This window comes from Bradyrhizobium commune, assembly GCF_015624505.1.
In the GTDB taxonomy this organism is placed as follows: domain Bacteria; phylum Pseudomonadota; class Alphaproteobacteria; order Rhizobiales; family Xanthobacteraceae; genus Bradyrhizobium; species Bradyrhizobium commune.
Map to the genome: position 1 here is coordinate 4,357,287 of NZ_CP061379.1, position 18,900 is coordinate 4,376,186.

At 64.7% G+C, this 18,900-nt stretch carries 20 protein-coding genes; 9 read left to right on the forward strand and 11 right to left on the reverse strand.

Going from position 1 to position 18,900, the window contains the following annotated elements; translation table 11 throughout:
- Nucleotides 1–54: 54 nt before the first annotated feature.
- The 5 genes from IC761_RS20600 to IC761_RS20620 all read right to left on the reverse strand — a co-directional run bounded on the left by IC761_RS20600 (nucleotide 55) and on the right by IC761_RS20620 (nucleotide 3,599).
- On the reverse strand, nucleotides 55–1,437 hold the full coding sequence (locus tag IC761_RS20600) for an aspartate aminotransferase family protein (RefSeq protein ID WP_195798468.1): 1,383 nt from the start codon (nucleotides 1,435–1,437) through the stop codon (nucleotides 55–57).
- A 149-nt stretch (nucleotides 1,438–1,586) separates the two neighbouring features.
- Entirely contained in the window at nucleotides 1,587–1,757 is a 171-nt protein-coding gene (locus IC761_RS20605; RefSeq protein ID WP_195798469.1) for a hypothetical protein, read from the reverse strand.
- 34 nt (nucleotides 1,758–1,791) lie between these two features.
- Entirely contained in the window at nucleotides 1,792–2,355 is a 564-nt protein-coding gene (locus IC761_RS20610; protein ID WP_195798470.1) for an isochorismatase family protein, read from the reverse strand.
- Nucleotides 2,356–2,380: 25 nt separating this feature from the next.
- Nucleotides 2,381–3,001, reverse strand: coding sequence for a GNAT family N-acetyltransferase (locus tag IC761_RS20615; protein ID WP_195798471.1), 621 nt, complete (start codon nucleotides 2,999–3,001; stop codon nucleotides 2,381–2,383).
- On the reverse strand, nucleotides 2,988–3,599 hold the full coding sequence (locus tag IC761_RS20620) for a hypothetical protein (protein WP_195798472.1): 612 nt from the start codon (nucleotides 3,597–3,599) through the stop codon (nucleotides 2,988–2,990). Before IC761_RS20620 ends, IC761_RS20615 begins: the two co-directional genes overlap by 14 nt.
- Nucleotides 3,600–3,676: 77 nt before the next feature.
- Here IC761_RS20620 and IC761_RS20625 point away from each other — a divergent pair, with 77 nt between their 5' ends.
- A complete protein-coding gene (locus IC761_RS20625) occupies nucleotides 3,677–4,717 on the forward strand; it encodes a LysR family transcriptional regulator (protein WP_195798473.1) in 1,041 nt (346 codons plus the stop codon).
- 7 nt (nucleotides 4,718–4,724) lie between these two features.
- Here IC761_RS20625 and IC761_RS20630 read toward each other — a convergent pair whose 3' ends face one another.
- Nucleotides 4,725–5,873 (reverse strand): autotransporter outer membrane beta-barrel domain-containing protein, encoded by a 1,149-nt coding sequence (locus IC761_RS20630; protein WP_195798474.1) that lies wholly within the window; start codon nucleotides 5,871–5,873, stop codon nucleotides 4,725–4,727.
- Nucleotides 5,874–6,246: 373 nt separating this feature from the next.
- Between IC761_RS20630 and IC761_RS20635 the strand changes: the two genes are divergently transcribed.
- Nucleotides 6,247–6,453: a cold-shock protein gene (locus IC761_RS20635; RefSeq protein WP_007591938.1), complete on the forward strand. Its 207-nt coding sequence runs from the start codon at nucleotides 6,247–6,249 to the stop codon at nucleotides 6,451–6,453.
- 95 nt (nucleotides 6,454–6,548) lie between these two features.
- Here IC761_RS20635 and purN read toward each other — a convergent pair whose 3' ends face one another.
- Complete coding sequence (gene purN, locus IC761_RS20640) at nucleotides 6,549–7,202, reverse strand: phosphoribosylglycinamide formyltransferase (RefSeq protein WP_195798475.1); 654 nt, start codon at nucleotides 7,200–7,202, stop codon at nucleotides 6,549–6,551.
- Entirely contained in the window at nucleotides 7,202–8,275 is a 1,074-nt protein-coding gene (purM, locus tag IC761_RS20645) for a phosphoribosylformylglycinamidine cyclo-ligase (protein ID WP_195798476.1), read from the reverse strand. The genes purN and purM overlap by 1 nt, the downstream gene beginning before the upstream one ends.
- A 154-nt stretch (nucleotides 8,276–8,429) precedes the next feature.
- On the opposite strand from purM, the gene IC761_RS20650 reads away from it, so the two are divergent.
- The 4 genes from IC761_RS20650 to ppx all read left to right on the forward strand — a co-directional run bounded on the left by IC761_RS20650 (nucleotide 8,430) and on the right by ppx (nucleotide 13,596).
- On the forward strand, nucleotides 8,430–8,972 hold the full coding sequence (locus IC761_RS20650) for a CDP-alcohol phosphatidyltransferase family protein (RefSeq protein ID WP_195798477.1): 543 nt from the start codon (nucleotides 8,430–8,432) through the stop codon (nucleotides 8,970–8,972).
- Between the two features lie 92 nt (nucleotides 8,973–9,064).
- Nucleotides 9,065–9,742 (forward strand): P-loop NTPase family protein, encoded by a 678-nt coding sequence (locus tag IC761_RS20655; protein WP_195798478.1) that lies wholly within the window; start codon nucleotides 9,065–9,067, stop codon nucleotides 9,740–9,742.
- 143 nt (nucleotides 9,743–9,885) lie between these two features.
- Entirely contained in the window at nucleotides 9,886–12,078 is a 2,193-nt protein-coding gene (locus IC761_RS20660; protein ID WP_195804724.1) for an RNA degradosome polyphosphate kinase, read from the forward strand.
- 15 nt (nucleotides 12,079–12,093) lie between these two features.
- Complete coding sequence (gene ppx, locus IC761_RS20665; RefSeq protein WP_195798479.1) at nucleotides 12,094–13,596, forward strand: exopolyphosphatase; 1,503 nt, start codon at nucleotides 12,094–12,096, stop codon at nucleotides 13,594–13,596.
- A 5-nt stretch (nucleotides 13,597–13,601) separates the two neighbouring features.
- Here ppx and IC761_RS20670 read toward each other — a convergent pair whose 3' ends face one another.
- Both IC761_RS20670 and ndk read right to left on the reverse strand, forming a co-directional pair.
- The gene (locus tag IC761_RS20670; protein ID WP_195798480.1) at nucleotides 13,602–14,450 is read right to left on the reverse strand and encodes a TerC family protein; all 849 of its coding nucleotides are present in this window, start codon (nucleotides 14,448–14,450) and stop codon (nucleotides 13,602–13,604) included.
- Nucleotides 14,451–14,494: 44 nt separating this feature from the next.
- Nucleotides 14,495–14,917 (reverse strand): nucleoside-diphosphate kinase, encoded by a 423-nt coding sequence (gene ndk / locus IC761_RS20675; protein ID WP_027535388.1) that lies wholly within the window; start codon nucleotides 14,915–14,917, stop codon nucleotides 14,495–14,497.
- A gap of 323 nt (nucleotides 14,918–15,240) precedes the next feature.
- On the opposite strand from ndk, the gene IC761_RS20680 reads away from it, so the two are divergent.
- The 3 genes from IC761_RS20680 (at nucleotide 15,241) to IC761_RS20690 (ending at nucleotide 17,797) form a co-directional block, all read left to right on the forward strand.
- Complete coding sequence (locus IC761_RS20680; protein ID WP_195798481.1) at nucleotides 15,241–15,495, forward strand: sulfur globule protein precursor; 255 nt, start codon at nucleotides 15,241–15,243, stop codon at nucleotides 15,493–15,495.
- A gap of 221 nt (nucleotides 15,496–15,716) precedes the next feature.
- A complete protein-coding gene (locus IC761_RS20685; RefSeq protein WP_195798482.1) occupies nucleotides 15,717–15,890 on the forward strand; it encodes a hypothetical protein in 174 nt (57 codons plus the stop codon).
- A gap of 44 nt (nucleotides 15,891–15,934) precedes the next feature.
- Nucleotides 15,935–17,797 (forward strand): ABC-F family ATP-binding cassette domain-containing protein, encoded by a 1,863-nt coding sequence (locus IC761_RS20690; RefSeq protein ID WP_195798483.1) that lies wholly within the window; start codon nucleotides 15,935–15,937, stop codon nucleotides 17,795–17,797.
- On the opposite strand, the gene IC761_RS20695 is transcribed toward IC761_RS20690, so the two are convergent.
- Nucleotides 17,798–18,793, reverse strand: a complete 996-nt coding sequence (locus IC761_RS20695) for an ABC transporter substrate-binding protein (protein WP_195798484.1) — start codon at nucleotides 18,791–18,793, stop codon at nucleotides 17,798–17,800.
- Between the last annotated feature and the right edge of the window lie 107 nt (nucleotides 18,794–18,900).

Genomic DNA, 18,900 nt, shown 5'->3' on the forward strand with positions numbered 1-18,900 from the left:
TCCCCGGGCTGAACACTACGCTCGCAATGACGGAATTTGGCGCAACAGCGTGCCTTAGGCCGGCGTCAGCTTCGCCACTTCCGGCTTCATGTCATCCAGCACGCCCTTGATCGCGGCGACCAGCTCGTCGATCTGGCCCTTGGTGGTGATCAGCGGCGGGCAGATCGCGATGGCGTCGAGCATGTTTCGCGAGATCACGCCACGTTCCTGGAGCATGCGGCTCGCCATGCCGCCGACCGCGCCGGGCGTCGCCGCGGCCGTCTTGCGTCCCTTGTCGAGGACGAGCTCTAGCGCCGCGATCATGCCGACGCCGCGGACCTCGCCGACCAGCGGATGGCTCAAAAGCTCGCGCAGCTTGCCCTGCATGTAGGCACCGAGCTCAGCCGCGTGCGCGACCAGGCCGCGCTCCTCGATGATCTTGAGGTTCTCCAGCGCAATCGCCGAGCCGACCGGATGGCCGCCCGCGGTAAAGCCGTGGCCAAGCACGCCGATCTTGTTGCTCTCGTCAGCGATCGGCTCGAACATGCGGTCATTCATGATGATCGCTGAGAGCGGGAAATAGCTCGAGGTGATCTGCTTGGAGACCACGATAGCATCGGGCTTGATGCCATAGGTCTCGCAACCGAACATCTTGCCGGTACGGCCGAAGCCGCAGATCACCTCGTCGGCGACCAGCAGGATATCGTATTTGTTCAGGACCTTCTGGATCTTGTCCCAATAGGTCGCCGGCGGCACGATGACGCCGCCCGCTCCCATCACCGGCTCGCCGAAGAAGGCCGCGATCGTGTCCGGGCCCTCCTTCTGGATCAGCGCGTCGAGCTCCTCGGCCCGCCGCGTCGCGAAGGCTTCCTCGCTCTCGCCGGGCGCACCTTCCTTGTAGAAATGCGGCGAGCCCGTGTGCAGGATGTTCGGCAGCGGCAGGTCGAACGAGCGGTGATTGTTCGGCAGGCCGGTCAAGCTTGCGGACGCAATGGTGACGCCGTGATAGGCGCGCATGCGGCTGATGATCTTCTTGCGCTGCGGCTGGCCAAGCGCATTCGAGCGATAGGCGATCAGCTTCAGGACGGTGTCGTTCGCTTCCGAGCCGGAATTGGTGAAGAACACCTTGCTCATCGGCACCGGCGCGAGTGCCACCAGCTTCTCGGCGAGATCGATCGAGGGGCCGTGCGATTTCGCGGAGAAGGTGTGGTAGAACGGCAGCGCCAGCATCTGCTTGTGCGCGGCCTCGACCAATCGCTTCTCGTTGAAGCCGAGCCCGACGCTCCACAGGCCCGCCATCGCCTCGAAATAGCGCTTGCCCGACGCGTCGAACACGTACGGTCCCTCGCCGCGCTCGATCACCAGGGGACCGGCCTGCTGATGGGTGCGCGCGTTGGTGTAGGGATGGAGCTGGTAGGCCACATCCCGGGCTTCTTGCGAATTGGGCAGCATGGACATTTGCGGAGATCCTTAAAGTCGTCGCGTCGCCGGCGCGGCTCACGTCCTCACTTGGCTATTGCCATGGGACCGAACTTGCAACGCCAATTCGTCGGCAGCAAACGCCCAGCAGCGTTGCACAAAGCGGCATAGGGTTGCAGCGGCGCCGGTCAAGCTACGCCGTCGTCATCCTCGCCGTCGGCGGCCCGGGCCGCCTCCCTCACCTCGACCAGCGCCATCGACAGAAGATAGACGGTCGTGGACAGACCGACCCGGCGCGCCGCCTCGACGGCACGCGACAGGTCGCCCGCCAGCTCCTTCAGCTCGTCCCCCCGCGACAATGTCCAACCCCATCCATCAGCCGATCGCGTCAGCCTACACCGCGACGGCGCCGCCGTTTCTGATCAGTTCGGCGCTGGACTGGATTGTAGCAAAGTTGGCGATGACATTCACCACCGACGCCTTGTACGCGGCCGCTTCGCTCATGCCCGCCTGCCGGCAGGCCACGGCGTCGCCGATGACCTGATAGCGGTGACTGCGGTGAAACCCTTCGACGACGGTGGCGAGGATGGTCTCGTCGAGCGAAAAGCCCGTCAGCACGCAGCGGACATTGCGAATGTTGGTCATGTAGTCCGTAAACCGCGACGAGCTGTAGGCCGAAGGCAATGGGTGCTCGAAAATCATCTCGCCCGGCCGCGGCTTCGCCTCCGCAATCCAATCGGTCAGCCTGGATGACGGATTGAACCACGCTGCCTGCGCGATGCGCTTCAAATGCATCACTGGCCAAAGGTTGCTCCGCCACAGCGTCAACAGCTCGAGGCAGCGCGAGGTCGCCACCTCGCCGTCGAGGATGACGTGCCGTCGCCCCGGGGTCAGATATTCGACCTGGAGGTCTGCACAGACCAGGATCGGCGGATCGTCGTGGACGGAGACCAGCATTGTCTTGCGTGGATCTGCACCGGTTTCAGCGATCGGCGACTGCGAGCTCCCGCAGCGGTGAGGTCACTGCCCGCCCCGCCGAGGCGTCAAGCACGCCCGGCCGGTCCCAGTCGCCTTCCGGGCGAATGATCACATAGGGATCGCTGTCCAGCGTGATGGCGTCCGGCCCCGGCTCGATCTCCAGCAGCATTTCCGTGTAGGAAAAATCGGAGAAGGTGATCTTGCGATTGTGGCCGAGTGGCTTGGCCCCGAAATGGGCCCAGAAATCGACCAGCCGGTCCTGCGCCTGGCCGTAGATCTTGCGGAACCCCTTGCGCTTCACATAGTCGACGCTCGCCTGCACCAGCTTGAACGAGACGCGCGAGCGCCGGTATTGATGGCGGACTGCAAGGCGCTCGACCTTGGCGAAGTCGCCAAAGAAGCGTACCCGCAGGCAGCCCGCAGGCTCGTTACCGACATAGCCAATGAAGTGAGCCGCCACCATGTCATTGCCGTCGAACTCCTCCTCGAACGGGCAATCCTGCTCGGCGAGATAGACCGCGGAGCGAATGGCGGTGACGAGCATGAGATCGCTCGGATCGCGTGCAAGGCGGATGGTGATCGCGCGGGAGTCGGGCTTGGCGAGAGGAATCCTAGTGCCGTGCATCTGCAAAACTCCTTGATTGGACGATCGCGCCCGGCATGCGCATCGGCTGCCGATTCCACGGGCGCGTGTAACACCAGAGGTCGGGTTGGAAACTTGCGACAGGCTCGAAGCCGGTCGCCTTCATGATCTCGCATCCGGCCACGGTTGACGGGTGCGCATAGCAGTCCGCGTTGCGAAATCTTATCTGCCGCAGATGAGCCGCGGCCTTGCCGAGACCGGCGATGCCGCGCCCCGTCGCCGCGATCGCCCAGATGTAGATGGCGGAGACTTCCTCGTTCGCCGAGGCAAGATGACACATGTCGGGCGCAGTCAGGCAGATATCGTCGAGCAGCAGCGCATCGTGACCGCGGCCGTTGAGAAACAGGAAGGCCATGCCGCCGAGCAGACTGCCCTTGCGGCTGAAAGTCAGGATGCTCTGCGGATCGAATGCGACATACTGGGCGAGCTCCGCCGTCCCGATCCGCACGCCCGGCACCAGCTGATGCGCCATTTGGGAAAGAGCTGCAATTTCGGAAAATTGCGCACAGCAGACGTCGACCTCCGGACTCAATGGCAGCGCGTCGAAATCATGTCTTGCGGCAAACGAGCCCCTTTCCATACTCTGGTCGCCCCTCTATCGTTTGAGAGTTTCGTGCCCCGCTACCGCAACGAGCTTAGCGGCTGGAGATCAGGAGTATGCAGCAAGTATTGCACCGGGGTGCTGCAATGACGCAGCACCATGAAGAAGCGCTAAACGCGTCCTGGGACGATTTGAAGCTGTTTTTAGCCTGCGCGAAGTTTAAAAGTTTTCGTAACGCAGCCGAAGAGCTCGGGCTCACCTCGACGACGCTGATGCGCAGGATCGACCGGCTCGAAGAGAGCATCGGCTGCAAGCTGTTCCTGCGCGACCAGAGCGGTCTCACGCTCAGCGACGAAGGTACCGCGATGATTGCCGACGTCGCACTGATGGAACGTCACGCCTTCAACGTCTTCCGACGCGCCTCGCGCGCGTCGAACGATACGTCGGGCACCGTGCGCGTCGCGGTGACGGAAGGCCCCGGCAATTTCTGGATCCTGCCGCGACTGATCGATTTCCAGAAGACCTATCGCAAGATCACGGTCGATCTACGCTGCGCCATGGAACAGGCCGACGTCGCGCGGCTGGAGTCCGACATCGCAATCCAGCTCGAGCCGCCGACCAATCCCGATCTCATCGTCGCCAAGCTCGGCCGGCTGCACATCTATCCCTTCGTGTCCCGGAACTACCAGAACCTCTACGGCGTGCCGGCGACACTCGCCGAGCTCAAGAACCACCGCATCATCAAGCAGAGCGCGCCGCAGGTCGACGACAGCGCCTACGCCCGCGTGCTCGGATTGACGTCGCTGGAGGGTATCGTCGGCATCAAGACCAATTCATCGGTCGGCGCGCTCTATGCGGTCGAACGCGGTGCCGGCATCGGCTTCCTGCCGACGGTGTCGATCGCGCTCGGCGCACCGCTCGTTGCTGTCGACCTCGGCGTCAGCCACCACGCCGATCTCTGGCTCACCTATCACAAGGAATTCCGCGCGTCCGAGCGCCACAAGATCGTGGTCGACTGGCTGAAGAAGATTTTCGATCCGAAGATCTATCCCTGCTTCCGCGACGAGTTCATCCATCCGAACGCGCTGGTGCCGATGATGACGGCCGCGCGGGAGGGCTTTGGGCTTACGGGTTTTGTTGCGGCGACGCCGACGTAGTGGCGCCTCACCACCTGTATTCGAAACCGACAGTGCCCTGGTGCGACGTCAGCTCGTTGCGGAACTTGCCGTCGTAGTTGATGTAGAGCCGCGCGGTGTTGGTCAGGCTGAGCGAGGCCGAGGCGCCGGCGTCCATGCCGTAGCGACTCTCGCCGATGCCAGGCACGATGATGCTCTGTGTCCCGAGGCTGACCTGGACCGATCCGAGATTCTGGTAAAAATTGTCGACGAACTTGCCGTAGGCGGACAGGTCGAGAATCTTCTGGCCGAAGATGAAGTAGTGCCCGATCTCGGCGCCGATCATGACGCGCGCGCGCGAGATCGCGGTTGAGCCGACATTGAGGGGATCAAGCCCACCGGCTTCCTGGAACGAAGCACTGGTGGCGCGCACATATTCGAGCGCCCCCTTGGGCACGACGCGCATCTGATCCTTGGTCCAGTAATAGCTGATCTCGGTCAGCGCGCCGTCGACCATGGCATGATAGCCGGCCGTCGCCAGACCAAAGCCGGTGTCGCGGCTGGAATTGACCTTGCCAAAGCCGTGCACCACCGCGAAGGCCCAGGTCCAGGGGCCCTTGTCGACGGAGCCGTTGAAGCCGATCTGGGTCAGGTCGAGTGTGGCCGACTGGAGCGCGAGCGGCACATCGATATCGGTATGGCTCTGGTCGACGGAAAAGCCGAGATTGACGCCCGGCGCGAGCCGCGCGCCGAAGCCCGCGACGCCGCCAAATGTCGTGCGCTTGTCGCCGACGAAGTCGCCCTGCGCATCGGTCCGGACCGAAATTCCGTAGCCTTCGAACCAGGTTCGGTAGCGCGGATCCTCCGTGCTCTCCGACGCGCCTCCGCCGCCGGGATTGCTACGCGACGCCCGGTTGACGCCGCCAGAGGCCTGGTTACCGAGCCGCTCCAGGAATCCCGAACCGAGGTCCAGCGTGCTGTTGCCGGCAGACTGGTCGAAATTGGTCGACGTCGGGTCCGGGGTCGGTGACGGCGTGGGCGTCCGACGTGCTGCCGGCGTCGATGTCTGCGCGGAGCCTGGCGTCGCCGACATCACAATGACGCATGAAAAGACCAGGGCAATCGTCATCGCCATCGGGCGGACACGGTCCAACCCGATCGTCTGCCGTGTTCCAGAGAGCTGCAAGGTGCAGCACATGACGACTAAATCCCAAAGCGAATGACGGCGCGCAAAAAAGCAACACGAACTGGTGGCGCCTACGGCGATTTGTGCTGAACTGCCACGGAGGGTCAACCGGTTGGCGCGTGACAGCCGCCGCGATTACCCCCGATTGTGGTTCTGCCGCCACAGGTCGTAAATTGCAGAGGCACAGGCTCGTTCCGGTCTTGAAATTCGCACGCGGCTTGCTAACGCGCGATTTTCATGTTGCAATACCAGACACAATCGGATTTGGCCGCTCGGCTGTGCGTTTCGCGACATTAAGACTCGAACAGACTTCCGGAAGCCCGTTTGTGGCGTGGCGCGCGAAAAGCGGCCGCGTCTTTTTTGTATCGACTGGAGGAGACTAGCGATGCCGCAAAAGGGCACCGTCAAATGGTTCAACCCGACCAAGGGCTATGGGTTCATCAAGCCGAACGGCAGCGACAAGGACGTTTTCGTCCACATCTCCGCCGTCGAGCGCGCCGGACTATCGACCCTCAATGAAAACCAGGTGGTTGAGTACGACCTCGTGGAGAACCGCGGCAAAGCATCCGCGGAGAACCTCAAGGTCTCCTGAATTCTCTCAAGCCCAGGCAAGGGAGATCATGACGTTGCCCCCGGCTCTGCCGGGGGATTTTGTTTGCGTGGTCAAAAGCTGTGCCCGAGGTCCCATCAACGCGCCACCGGCGCAATCAGGAAATTCTCCGACGCCGCGCTGCCCGCCGTCTTGCAGACATCGCCCTCGATCCGCACCTTGCCGGTCGCAAGCAGCCGCAGCGCTGCTGGATAGATGCGGTGCTCGACCTCCAGAATGCGCTCCGACAGCGTCTCCGCGGTGTCGTGATCGCTGACGGGGACCGCGCCCTGCATCACGATTGGGCCGGCATCGGTCTCTGGGATGACGAAGTGAACCGTCGCGCCAGACAGTTTCACCCCGGCACGCAAAGCCTGGCCATGCGGGTCGAGGCCGGGGAACGACGGCAGGAGCGAGGGGTGGATGTTCAGCATCCGCCCGTACCAGCTTTTGGTGAATTCGGCCGTGAACAGGCGCATGAAGCCGCCGAGGCAAATCAGCTCGATGCCGTGCTGGTCGAGGGCCGCTTGCAGCACCGCCTCGAACCCGGCGCGGTCCTTGCCGAACGGCTTACTCTCGATCACCAATGTGTTCACGCCGCTCGCCTTGGCACGTTCCAGGCCGAGCGCATCGGCCTTGTTCGAGATCACGAGCGAAATCTCCGCCGGGAAGTCCGGCGCGGCCGCAGCCTTGATCAGTGCAGCCATGTTGGAGCCGCGACCGGAAATCAGGATGGCGACACGGCGCTTCATCACAGCGCCAGGTCGAGGTGGCCGTTATAGACCACGCGATGCTCGCCCTCGGCCGCGATCACGGTGCCGAGCTGCGCCACGGTCTCGCCGTCCTCAGTGAAGACCCGCACAACGTCATCGACCTTGTCCGGCTCGATGATCGCAATCATGCCGATGCCGCAGTTGAAGGTGCGCAGCATTTCGAGCTCGGCGATGCCGGCTTGGGCAGCCAGCCATTTGAACACCGGCAGCACCGGCAGGCGCGCCAGATCGATACCCACGCCAAGGTGCTTGGGTAGCACGCGCGGAATGTTGTCGGTGAAGCCGCCGCCGGTGATGTGGGCGAGCCCCTTCACCGCGCCGGTCTCGCGGATCGCGCGCAGGCAGGATTTGACGTAGAGCCGCGTCGGCGTCAGCAGCGCACCGCCGAGCGTCATGACCGGGGCAAACGGCGCCTGCGCCTCGAAGCCGAGGCCGGACTGCTCGACGATCTTGCGCACCAGCGAGAAGCCGTTGGAGTGCACGCCCGACGACGCAAGGCCGATCACGGCATCGCCTGCGGCGATATCCTTGCGCGGCAGCAACGTGCCGCGCTCGGCGGCACCGACGGCAAAGCCGCCGAGGTCGTAGTCGCCGTCCTTGTAGAGGCCGGGCATTTCGGCGGTCTCCCCGCCGATCAGGGCGCATCCGGATTCACGGCAGCCTTCGGCGACGCCGGCGACGATCGAGGCGGTCGCTTCGGGATCGAGCTTGCCGCAGGCGAAATAGTCCAGGAAGAACAGCGGCTCAGCACCCTGCACCACGAGGTCGTTGACGCTCATGGCGACGAGGTCGATGCCGATCCCGCCATGCAGGCCGGTCTCGATCGCGATCTTGACCTTGGTACCGACGCCGTCAGTGGCCGCGACCAGGACGGGGTCCGTGAAGCCGGCTGCCTTGAGGTCGAACAGGCCGCCAAAGCCGCCGATCTCGGCGTCGGCGCCGGGCCGCGCGGTGGCGCGCACCATCGGCTTGATCAGGTCGACCAGGCGGTTGCCCGCGTCGATATCGACGCCTGAATCGGCGTAAGTGAGGCCGTTTTTGCGGAGGGTCATGCCCGATTTCCAGTGGGTTTGCGGCTGGTTACGTCGAATTCCGGGGACGCGCAATGGCTCGCATGGCGCGCCTGCCTATACTATGTAGATATCAACCGGTTCAGCCTTCAAACGGGCCGGATTTGAGGTCAGGCCGGGTGCCGGGAAGCGCCGCGTGAGTATTCCGAACATCATCACTTTGGGCCGGATCATCCTGGTCCCGATCATTGTCTGGGCCATCGTGTCGAGCCAAATGGAGGTGGCATTTGTCGTCTTCCTGGTCGCCGGCATCAGCGACGCCGTCGACGGCTTCCTGGCCAGGCGCTTCAACATGAGGAGCGAGCTCGGCGCCCTGCTCGATCCGCTCGCCGACAAGGCGCTGCTGGTGTCGATCTACCTCGCGCTCGGCATCTGGGGCGACATCCCGCGCTGGATCGTGATCCTGGTGGTCTCGCGCGACATCATGATCGTCACTGCTGTGATCGTGTCCTGGCTGTTCGACAAGCCGGTCGAGATGAAACCGTCGATGGTCTCGAAGCTCAACACCGCGGCCCAGGTCGCCTATGCGGCGCTGGTGCTGGCCTCGCTCGCCTTCGGCTTCAGGCCGGCGCCTTATGATATAATCCTGATGGGCCTGGTCACGGTCTTCACGCTCTCCTCGGTGTCGCTCTATCTCGTCGAGTGGCTGCGGCACATGAGCACGATCGAGGCCAAATGAGTTGGATGCGGCCCTGCAAAAGGCCAACTCCGGCTCGATGAAGTCGAATCTCTTCAAGTGAAGCCGGCGCGCCGGCACGGAGCACAGCAAGCGTGGCAGGCCGCGGTCATCCCCGACAATTGGCGTTTTCGCTTCCGCACGCGGAGAGCCTCAGCCGGGACAATTTTCTCGAGGGCCCCGCCAACGCTGCCGGCCTCGCCTTGATCGACGGCTGGCCGGAATGGCCGAACCGGATCATGTGGCTGGCTGGCCCCGAAGGCAGCGGCAAGAGCCATCTCGCCGCGATCTGGGCCGAGGAGGCCGGCGCCCGTTCCACAATGGCTAATACACTGACCGCCGCGACCGTCCCCGGCGCGCTCGCCACCGGCGCGCTGGTGGTCGAGGATCTCAGAGCGAAGGATTTTGACGAGCGCGCGCTGTTCCACCTGATGAACCTCGCACGCGAGGACGGCGCCTACATTCTTTTCACCGGGCGCGAGGCGCCCGCCACCCTCGATGTCGAGCTGCGCGACCTGCGCTCGCGGCTGCGCGCCGTGCCGGTGGTCTCACTGCTGCCGCCCGACGACCAGCTGTTCCGCGGACTGATCGTCAAGTTCTGCGCCGACCGGCAGCTGTCCGTCGACGAGAGCGTCGTGAGCTACCTTGCCACCCGCCTGGAGCGGTCCTCGGCGGCCGCCCGCCAGGCGGTGGAACTGCTCGACGGCGAGGCCCTCCGCCTCGGCCGGCCGGTCACCCGGGCGCTCGCCGCCGAGCTGCTCCGGGACGCCTGATCGCCGGCATCCCCGAGGCTCCCGCTTGACGCGGCGGGGCAGCGGAACATCAATGTCATCGAAACGTCATCGCACTCAAACATGCTCTCGCCGGTTTTGCGCTTAGGTCGCAAGGTGGGGCGAACTGGATGGACCGACTTCTCATGGAATCCGCGCAAGCCACTGAAATTAAAGACAAAGAGACGGAATCCGAGAGCCTGCCGGCGATCGCCTCGAGCCCGGAGCGGTTCATCAATCGCGAGCTCTCCTGGCTGCATTTCAACCGGCGCGTCCTCGAGGAATCGGTCAACCCCAGCCACCCCGTGCTGGAGCGGGTGCGATTCCTGTCGATATCGGCGAATAACCTCGACGAGTTCTTCATGGTCCGCGTCGCCGGCATCAAGGCCCAGGTCCGCGAGGGCATTGCCGAGCGCGCGCCCGACGGCCTGACGCCCTCCGAGCAGCTCACCCTGATCAATCGCACCGTCTCCCAACTCGCCTCCGACCAGCAGGCGATCTGGGCCGATTTGCGCGGCACGCTCGCCGACGTCGGCATTGTGCTGGTCGACGGCAAGGAGGTCACCAAGGCGGAGCGGACCTGGCTCGAGGACTATTTCCTCAACAACGTGTTCCCGCTGCTGACGCCGCTGGCGATCGACCCGGCCCACCCCTTCCCGTTCATCCCGAGCCTCGGCTTCACCATCGCGCTCCAGCTCACGCGCGCCGTCGACGGCAAGCCGATGAACGCGCTGATCCGCATGCCCGGCAAGATCGACCGCTTCATTCGCCTACCGGCCGACGGCAAGGCGGTGCGCCTGATCTCGCTGGAGCAGGCAACCGGCCTGTTCATCAACCGGCTGTTCCCCGGCTACAGTCTCCACGGCCAGGGCGCCTTCCGCATCATCCGCGACTCCGAGCTCGAAATCGAGGAAGAGGCCGAGGATCTCGTCCGCCTGTTCGAGACCGCGCTGAAGCGGCGCCGCCGCGGATCGGTGATCCGGCTCGAGATCGACGCCAAGATGCCGGAGGAGCTTCGCAGCTTCGTGCAGCACGCGCTGTCGGCGGCCGACGACGAGGTCTTCCTGGTCGATGGCGTGCTCGCCATGAACGAGCTGTCGCAGCTGACCCGGCTCGACCGCCCCGATCTCGAATTCACCCCTTACGTTCCGCGCCATCCCGAACGCGTGCGCGAGCACGGCGGCGACATCTTTGCCGCGATCCGGCAGAAGGATCTGATCGTCCATCACCCCTATGAATCCTTCGACGTGGTGGTGCAGTTCCTCCAGCAGGCCGCGCGCGATCCCGACGTCGTCGCGATCAAGCAGACGCTCTACCGCACCTCCAACAATTCGCCGATCGTGCGCGCACTCGCGGAAGCGGCCGAGGCCGGCAAATCCGTCACCGCGCTGATCGAGCTGAAGGCGCGCTTCGACGAAGAAGCCAACATCCGCTGGGCGCGCGACCTCGAACGCGCCGGCGTGCAGGTCGTCTACGGCTTCCTCGAATTGAAGACGCATGCAAAGCTCTCGATGGTGGTGCGCCGCGAGGGCGGCAGCCTCACCACTTACGTCCATACCGGCACCGGCAACTACCATCCGGTGACCGCGCGTATTTATACGGACCTCTCCTACTTCACCTCGGAGCCGACCATCGGACGTGACGCCGCGCGCGTGTTCAATTTCATCACCGGCTACGCCGCGCCAAGCGATCTGGAGAAGATGGCAGTGTCGCCGCTGACCTTGCGCAAGCGCATCATCGAGCACATCCAGGGCGAGACCGAGCACGCACGCCACGGCAAGCCCGGCGCGGTCTGGATGAAGATGAATGCGCTGGTCGACCCCGACATCATCGACGCGCTTTACGAGGCCTCACAGGCGGGCGTGCAGGTCGAGCTCGTGGTGCGCGGCATCTGCTGCCTGCGCCCCGGCATTCCCGGCCTGTCGGAGAACATCCGCGTCAAGTCGATCATCGGACGCTTCCTGGAACACGGCCGAATCTACTGCTTCGGCATGGGCCAGGGCCTGCCGAGCGCGAAAGCGGCTGTGTATATCTCCTCCGCCGACATGATGCCGCGCAACCTCGACCGCCGCGTCGAGGTGCTCTGTCCGCTGCAAAATCCCACGGTGCATCAGCAGGTTCTCGAACAGATCATGGTCGCGAATCTCAAGGACAATGAGCAGAGCTGGCAATTGTTGCCGGACGGGTCCTCAACGCGTATGAAGGCCGCGAAGGGCGAGGAGCCTTTCAACGTGCACAATTACTTCATGACAAATCCGAGTCTGTCTGGCCGTGGAAAGTCGCTCAAGGAATCCTCGCCGCGCCGTCTCACGCGCCGGAACGAACGCCATCAGCCCTGACCGGAGATTGTCGCCGTGAAACGGCCGCGCAAGCGTGGCGCTAGCGTCGCGGTCATCGACATCGGCTCCAATTCGGTTCGTCTCGTCGTCTACGAGGCGCTGGCGCGAAGCCTGATTCCGATCTTCAATGAGAAGACACTGTGCGGCTTGGGCCGCGAGGTGCAGAGCACGGGCCTGCTCGCGCCCGACGCCGTCGACAAGGCGCTGACCTCGCTCAAGCGCTTCCGCGCGCTGTGCCGGGTGATGCAGGTCGGCCGCGTGTTCGCGATCGCGACCGCTGCCTGCCGCGATGCCTCCAACGGCCCCGACTTCATTGCGAAAGCCGAGCGCATCTGCGCCGTGACGATCGAGATCCTGTCGGGCCCGCGCGAAGCAAAGTTGTCCGCGCTCGGCGTGATCTCCGGTATCCATCAGCCCGACGGCATCGTCGGCGATCTCGGCGGCGGCTCGCTGGAACTGATCGACGTGCGTAAGAACAGCGTGCGCAGCGGCGTGACGCTGCCGCTCGGCGGCCTTGCGTTGCAGGACCTCGCCCACAAATCGCTCAAGCGCGCGGACCGCATCGTCCGTGAGGCCATCGACGAGGTCCCGCAACTCGCAGCCGGCCGCGGCCGCACCTTCTACGCCGTCGGCGGCACCTGGCGTGCGCTTGCGCGTATCCACATCATCCAGAGCGGCTATCCGCTCCAGGTGATGCACGGCTATTCCATTCCGGCGGCCGAGGCGCTCGATTTCGCACGACGGCTGCGGCGCCTCGCAGCCGTCGACATGCTCGCCGACATCGAGGTCGTCGCCGACGCGCGGCGCCCTCTCCTCACCTATGCCGCCCTCGTGCTCGAGCACGTCATCCGCGTCGCGAACCCCAAGACCATCGTGTTCTCGACCTTCGGCGTCCGCGAAGGCCTGCTGCACGAGAAGCTGCCGGAGGCCGAGCGCAACAAGGATGGACTGATCTGCGCGGCCGAGGAGCTGAACCAGCTGTTGTCGCGCTCGGCGCGCCATGCCCGCGAGCTGATCGCCTGGACCGACCGCCTCGCCCGCGTGGTCAGGCTGCGCGAGACCGCGGAGGACCGCCGCCTACGCCACACCGCATGCCTGCTCTCCGACATCGGCTGGCGCGTGCATCCCGATCATCGCGGCGAGCAGACGCTGAGCCTCGTGGTCAACGCCAATTTCGGCGCGATCGACCACCGCGAACGCGCCTTTGTCGGCTTGTCGGTGTTTTACCGCTATGCGGGCTTGAGCGAGGAAAACCAGCCGCCGCTGACCATGCAGGAACTGCTGACGCCGGCGCAGCTGGAGCGTGCGCGTCTGCTGGGTGCGGCGTTCCGCGTCGCGCATCTGATCTCAGCGGCGCGCCCGGGCGTGCTGCCCGCCACGCATTTTCGCAGCCAGGGTCGCAAATTGATGCTGGTGTTCGAGCATCGGCTCGGCGATATCGTCGCCGACCGCGTCGGCAGCCGCTTCAAGCAGCTCGCCCGCCTGATCGGGCGCAGCGGCTCGATCGTGAGGCGCTAAAAAAATTACTCGGCCGAGACTTTTGCGTGCTCGAGCGCAACCGCATGCAGGCTGCGCCGGCGCCAGATCGAGCCGACCACCAGCACGACGACGACACCGAGCGCCGCGCAGAGATATTCGCCGCCCGCGCCGCCATGGCCGAATTGCACCGGCAAGTGCAGACCCGCGAGCATCTTGTCGATTGAAGCGCCGAGCGGGCCGTCGAACAGCATGTGCAGCTTCGGCGCGATGCCGGGATCGGTCGCGATCACCTCGCCGGCGATCCAGCCGAGCAGCGCCGCACCGGCCCAGACCAGGACCGGCAGCTTCGCAAGCAGTGCCATGATCAGCGCCGCACCGGCAACGATCAGGGGCACGCTGATGGCGAGGCCGAGGACCAGCAGCGGCACGCTGCCATTGGCCGCAGCCGCGACCGCGATGACGTTGTCGAGGCTCATGACGATGTCGGCGACGACGACGATCTGCACGGCCTGCCACAGATGCGAGGCGGACTCGACGCCCTCCTCATCCTCGTTCTCGGGAACAAGGAGCTTTGCCGCGATCACGATCAGCGCAAGGCCGCCAATGAACTTGAGATACGGCAGCGCCATCAGGCTCGCAACGATGCCGGTGAAGATGATCCGCAGCAGCACCGCGGCGCCGGCGCCGAGCACCATGCCCCACAACCGGTGCCGCGGCTTGAGGCCGCGGCAGGCGAGCGCAATCACCAGCGCGTTGTCGCCGGAGAGCAGGACGTTGATCCAGATGATCTTGCCGACCGCAATCCAGAAGGTCGGCTCGGCCATTTCATTGCGGAACTGGGTGAAGAATGCCCCGATCGTGGCGGGATCGAAGATCTGCCAGAGCCAGTTCACAATGAGTCCTTTCGCCCCGTCGAATTAACTCATCGGCTGAAAGATCAGCCGACGATCTCGTTGCCCGAGAAGAACTGCGCGATCTCGATCGCGGCGGTCTCCGGCGCATCCGAGCCGTGGGCGGAGTTCTCGCCGATCGACTTCGCATAGAGCTTGCGGATGGTGCCGTCGGCGGCCTTGGACGGATCGGTCGCGCCCATCGCATCGCGGTACTTGGCGATGGCGCCTTCGGCTTCCAGCACCTGGACGACGACCGGGCCCGAGGTCATGAATTCGACCAGCTCGCCGAAGAACGGGCGCGCCTTGTGGACGGCGTAGAAGGTCTCGGCCTGCTCCTTGGTCATGCGGATGCGCTTCTGCGCAACGATGCGCAGGCCCGCCTTCTCGATCACGGCGTTCACGGCGCCGGTCAGGTTACGCGCGGTCGCGTCGGGCTTGATGATCGAGAAAGTGCGTTCGATGGCCATGATCTTGTCCTTGAAGAGAAAAAGGGTGGTTCGGAGTTGCGGGGCTTATATCGGCGCCGTCGCGATCCGGCAAGCGAGGCCCGGAACAGCCCACGGGCGCTTCGCCGCGGGGCCAGGTTCACAGGGAGGCTGCCGAATTCCAACATGGATTACAACGATTTCACCCAGATGAACCCAATCTGAAGGCGGCGTCAGGGTTTGGTTCAGCCTCGCTGGCGTAACGTCGGGTCCATCGAAGCCAAAGCCTCCTCCCGAGGCGGACCGCTTCGGCGGCCTTTCCATCGACGCGATAGCCCCGCGCCGGCAGTATTGAGGAGATCACCATGTTGAGGAAACTTTCGCTCGCGGCCGTTGCCGCGGTCGCGCTGGGTGCCGCGCTGGCGCCGACCTCCGCCTCCGCTCACTGGCATGGCGGCTGGGGCTGGCACGGCGGCGGTGGCTGGCACCGCGGCTACGGCTGGGGTGGCCCGCGCTTCTATGCGGCCCCCGTCTCTTACGGTTATGGCGGCTGCTATGTGCGCCGGCTGGTCCCGACCCCCTGGGGACCCCGCTGGCGGCTGATCAACCGCTGCTACTGAGCCCGACAGCACCTTGCACCTTCGAAGAGGTGCCGGCCCCCACGGCACCTTCCAAGAGAGGCCCCGGTGTTCCCCCCGCCGGGGCCTCATATTTGGGCAGGCACGATAAATTCATACAATCTTTACTAGAATGCCGGGCATTCCCGATGGCCGGCGAAACCATTTCGGGGGCCAATGACTTGGTACCGTGTCGTTACTTAGAGAAAACACGGAACCTCGCAATGACTGGCCCTTTCGCCAATGACAGCGAACAGATCGACCGGCGAACCAGTCGCGCGATTCGCGATGCAGTGGGCGAACGGCTTCAGCAGAGCCTTCGTCCCGAACCCCGGCTGCCGACGCATCTCGAGCAGCTCCTGAACGAGCTGAAGAAGCGCGACCGCGACTCGCACTAGCAAAAACGGGTTGCGTTTGATCCCGCCTGCGGTGACAAGGCCGCATGCTCTCTATCACCGACCTCTCCATCCGCCTCGCCGGGCGCCTTTTGATCGATAGTAGCTCCGTGCAGATCACGCCCGGGTCGCGCGTTGGCATGGTCGGGCGCAACGGCACCGGCAAATCGACGCTGTTCAAGGTGATCCGCGGCGAGCTTGCGGCCGAGCACGGCTCGGTGACCTTGCCGCCGCGCTGGCGTGTCGGCAGCCTTGCTCAGGAGGCCCCGAACGGACCCGAGAGCCTGATCTCCGTCGTGCTCAAGGCCGACCTTGAGCGCGACGCGCTGCTTCACGAAGCCGAGAGCGCGACCGACCCGCACCGGATCGCCGAGATCCAGACCCGGCTGGTCGACATCGATGCGCATTCGGCCCCAAGCCGCGCCGCCGCGATCCTCTCCGGCCTCGGCTTCTCCGCCGCCGATCAGGAGCGCCCCTGCGCGGAATTTTCGGGCGGCTGGCGCATGCGTGTTGCCCTTGCCGCAACCCTGTTCGCAACGCCCGACCTGTTGCTGCTCGACGAGCCGACCAACTATCTCGATCTTGAAGGCACGTTGTGGCTCGAGGATCATCTCGCGCATTATCCGCGCACGGTGATCGTGATCAGCCACGACCGCGATCTGCTGGAAAGCTCCGTCGATCAGATCCTGCATCTGGAGCGCGGCAAGCTCACGCTCTACAAAGGCACCTATTCTTCCTTCGAGGAGCAGCGCGCCGCGCGCGAATTGCTCGATGCCAAGGCGGTCAAGCGCCAGGAGGCCGAGCGTGCCCGCCTGCAAGCCTTCGTCGACCGCTTCAAGGCCAAGGCGTCCAAGGCCCGTCAGGCGCAATCCCGCGTGAAAATGCTGGAGCGGCTGAAGCCGATCACGGCGCTGGTGACCGAGGACGTGCGCGAGATCACCTTCCCGGCACCGGACAAACTGTTGTCCCCGCCGATCATCGCCGTCGACAATGCCTCGGTCGGCTACGATCCGGCCACGCCCGTGCTGAGCCGCGTCACCTTGCGCATCGACAATGACGACCGCATCGCGCTTTTAGGCGCCAACGGCAACGGCAAGTCGACACTCGTCAAGCTGCTCGCCGGCCGGCTGCCGCAATTCTCAGGAAAAGTGACACGCGCGGACAAGCTGTCGATCGCCTATTTCGCGCAGCATCAGCTCGACGAGCTGAACGAGGACGCCTCCGCCTATGATCATGTCCGCAAGCTGATGGGCGATGCGCCCGAAGCCAAGGTGCGGGCGCGCGCCGGTGCGATCGGCTTCTCCGGCAAGGCCGCCGACACCAAGGCCGGCAAGCTGTCGGGCGGCGAGAAGGCGCGGCTGTTGCTGGGCCTTGCCACTTTCTTCGGCCCCAACATGATCATCCTGGACGAGCCGACCAACCATCTCGACATCGACAGCCGCGCAGCTCTTGCCGAAGCGATCAACGAATTCCCCGGCGCAATCATCATGGTCTCGCACGACCGCTATCTGATCGAGGCCTGCGCCGACCAGCTCTGGATCGTCGCCGACCGCACCGTGACCAATTACGACGGCGACCTCGACGAATACCGCCGCCTGGTGCTGTCCTCGCGCAATGCCGAGCCAGCGCCCCGCGAGCGCAGCGCCGCGAGCGAGAAGCCGCAGCGCCCGAAATCGGACAATCGCGGCTCGCTGAGGAAGCGCATCGCGGAAGCCGAGGCGGAAATCGCCCGCGTCGGCGAGATCATCGCCAAGATCGACACTGCTCTTGCCCTGCCCGACATTTTCACCCGCGACCCCAAGCAGGCTGCGCAACTGTCGAAGGCGCGCGCCAATGCGGCCGACGCGCTCGCGCGCGCGGAAGAGCAATGGCTCGAGGCGAGCACACAGTTCGACGAGGCGGCGAGTTAGCTACTCAATCACGCGATCGGCGCGGGCGAGCAGCACCGGCGGCACATCGACACCAAGCGCCTTGGCCGTCTTGAGGTTGACGACCATCTCGTAGCGGCGCGGCGCCTGGATCGGCAGATCGCGTGGCGAGGCACCTTTTAGAATGCGATCGATATAGTCGACCGGCGCACTGACCAGCTCGTCCCAGACGAATGTGTAAGACATCAGCGCCCCGTCATCGACGGCGCCCAGCACGGAATTCAGCGCCGGCACGCGGAAACGGGCGCACTGGGCGACGATGTGGTCGCGATGCCCATTGGTGAATGGCTCGGGAATGACGAGCAGGCCGGTGTTCCGCTCGCGACCGAGCGCCTCGATCTGGGCCTCGGTCTCGCCGTCGTTATGAGCCTGCAGCTCGATCACCTCTACTCCGGATGCAGCGTCCCTGGCCGCAGCGACGAGACCGGGTGCATAGGGCGCGGTATCCGGATTGAAGAGGATGCCGACCTTGGCAAGCTTCGGGTCGAGCTCGCGCAGCAGCTGCATCCATTTGCCGCCGATCTCGAAATCCCAGACGACGAAGCCGGTGACGTTGCCGCCGGGATGTCCGAGACTGTCGGCAAGCTTGAAGCCGACCGGGTCGATCACCTGTGTGAACACGATCGGAATTGTCGCGGTCTGCTGACGAAGCGCCAGCGTCGCCGGCAGGCCCTGGGCATAGATCACCTCGGGCGCGAGCGCGACCAGCTCCGCGGCGGACGCTCTGGTATTGGCAAGGTCAGACAGCGCACCGCCAAAACGATAGTCGATGTGAACATTGCCGTCCTCGACCCAACCGGCCTTGCCCATGGCCTCACGGAACGGCTTGAGGAAGGCGCGGGCGACCGGCATGTCGATATTTGCCGCCAGGCCGACAAGCACGCCGACGCGGCGCGCCTGTTTGGACTGCTGCCCAAAAGCTCCCGACTGTGCCGTCGCCGCAGCCGTCAATCCCGCAATGAACTCACGCCGCCTCATGCCCCGCCCTGCCAATCCGAACATCGGAAATGTAGCTGCCCCGGCGCGGCATTTGGTAGATGCGCGGCGCGATATCACGGCGAAATTTTCGACGGCTCTCCAGAACG

Coding starts and splice junctions, on each gene's coding strand:
- IC761_RS20600 (WP_195798468.1), bottom strand. CDS start 1,437: ATGTCCATGCTGCCCAATTCGCAAGAAGCCCGGGATGTGGCCTACCAG.
- IC761_RS20610 (WP_195798470.1), bottom strand. CDS start 2,355: ATGCTGGTCTCCGTCCACGACGATCCGCCGATCCTGGTCTGTGCAGAC.
- IC761_RS20615 (WP_195798471.1), bottom strand. CDS start 3,001: ATGCACGGCACTAGGATTCCTCTCGCCAAGCCCGACTCCCGCGCGATC.
- IC761_RS20620 (WP_195798472.1), bottom strand. CDS start 3,599: ATGGAAAGGGGCTCGTTTGCCGCAAGACATGATTTCGACGCGCTGCCA.
- IC761_RS20625 (WP_195798473.1), top strand. CDS start 3,677: ATGCAGCAAGTATTGCACCGGGGTGCTGCAATGACGCAGCACCATGAA.
- IC761_RS20630 (WP_195798474.1), bottom strand. CDS start 5,873: ATGTGCTGCACCTTGCAGCTCTCTGGAACACGGCAGACGATCGGGTTG.
- IC761_RS20635 (WP_007591938.1), top strand. CDS start 6,247: ATGCCGCAAAAGGGCACCGTCAAATGGTTCAACCCGACCAAGGGCTAT.
- purN (WP_195798475.1), bottom strand. CDS start 7,202: ATGAAGCGCCGTGTCGCCATCCTGATTTCCGGTCGCGGCTCCAACATG.
- purM (WP_195798476.1), bottom strand. CDS start 8,275: ATGACCCTCCGCAAAAACGGCCTCACTTACGCCGATTCAGGCGTCGAT.
- IC761_RS20660 (WP_195804724.1), top strand. CDS start 9,886: ATGGAATCCGCGCAAGCCACTGAAATTAAAGACAAAGAGACGGAATCC.
- ndk (WP_027535388.1), bottom strand. CDS start 14,917: ATGGCCATCGAACGCACTTTCTCGATCATCAAGCCCGACGCGACCGCG.
- IC761_RS20680 (WP_195798481.1), top strand. CDS start 15,241: ATGTTGAGGAAACTTTCGCTCGCGGCCGTTGCCGCGGTCGCGCTGGGT.
- IC761_RS20685 (WP_195798482.1), top strand. CDS start 15,717: ATGACTGGCCCTTTCGCCAATGACAGCGAACAGATCGACCGGCGAACC.
- IC761_RS20690 (WP_195798483.1), top strand. CDS start 15,935: ATGCTCTCTATCACCGACCTCTCCATCCGCCTCGCCGGGCGCCTTTTG.
- IC761_RS20695 (WP_195798484.1), bottom strand. CDS start 18,793: ATGAGGCGGCGTGAGTTCATTGCGGGATTGACGGCTGCGGCGACGGCA.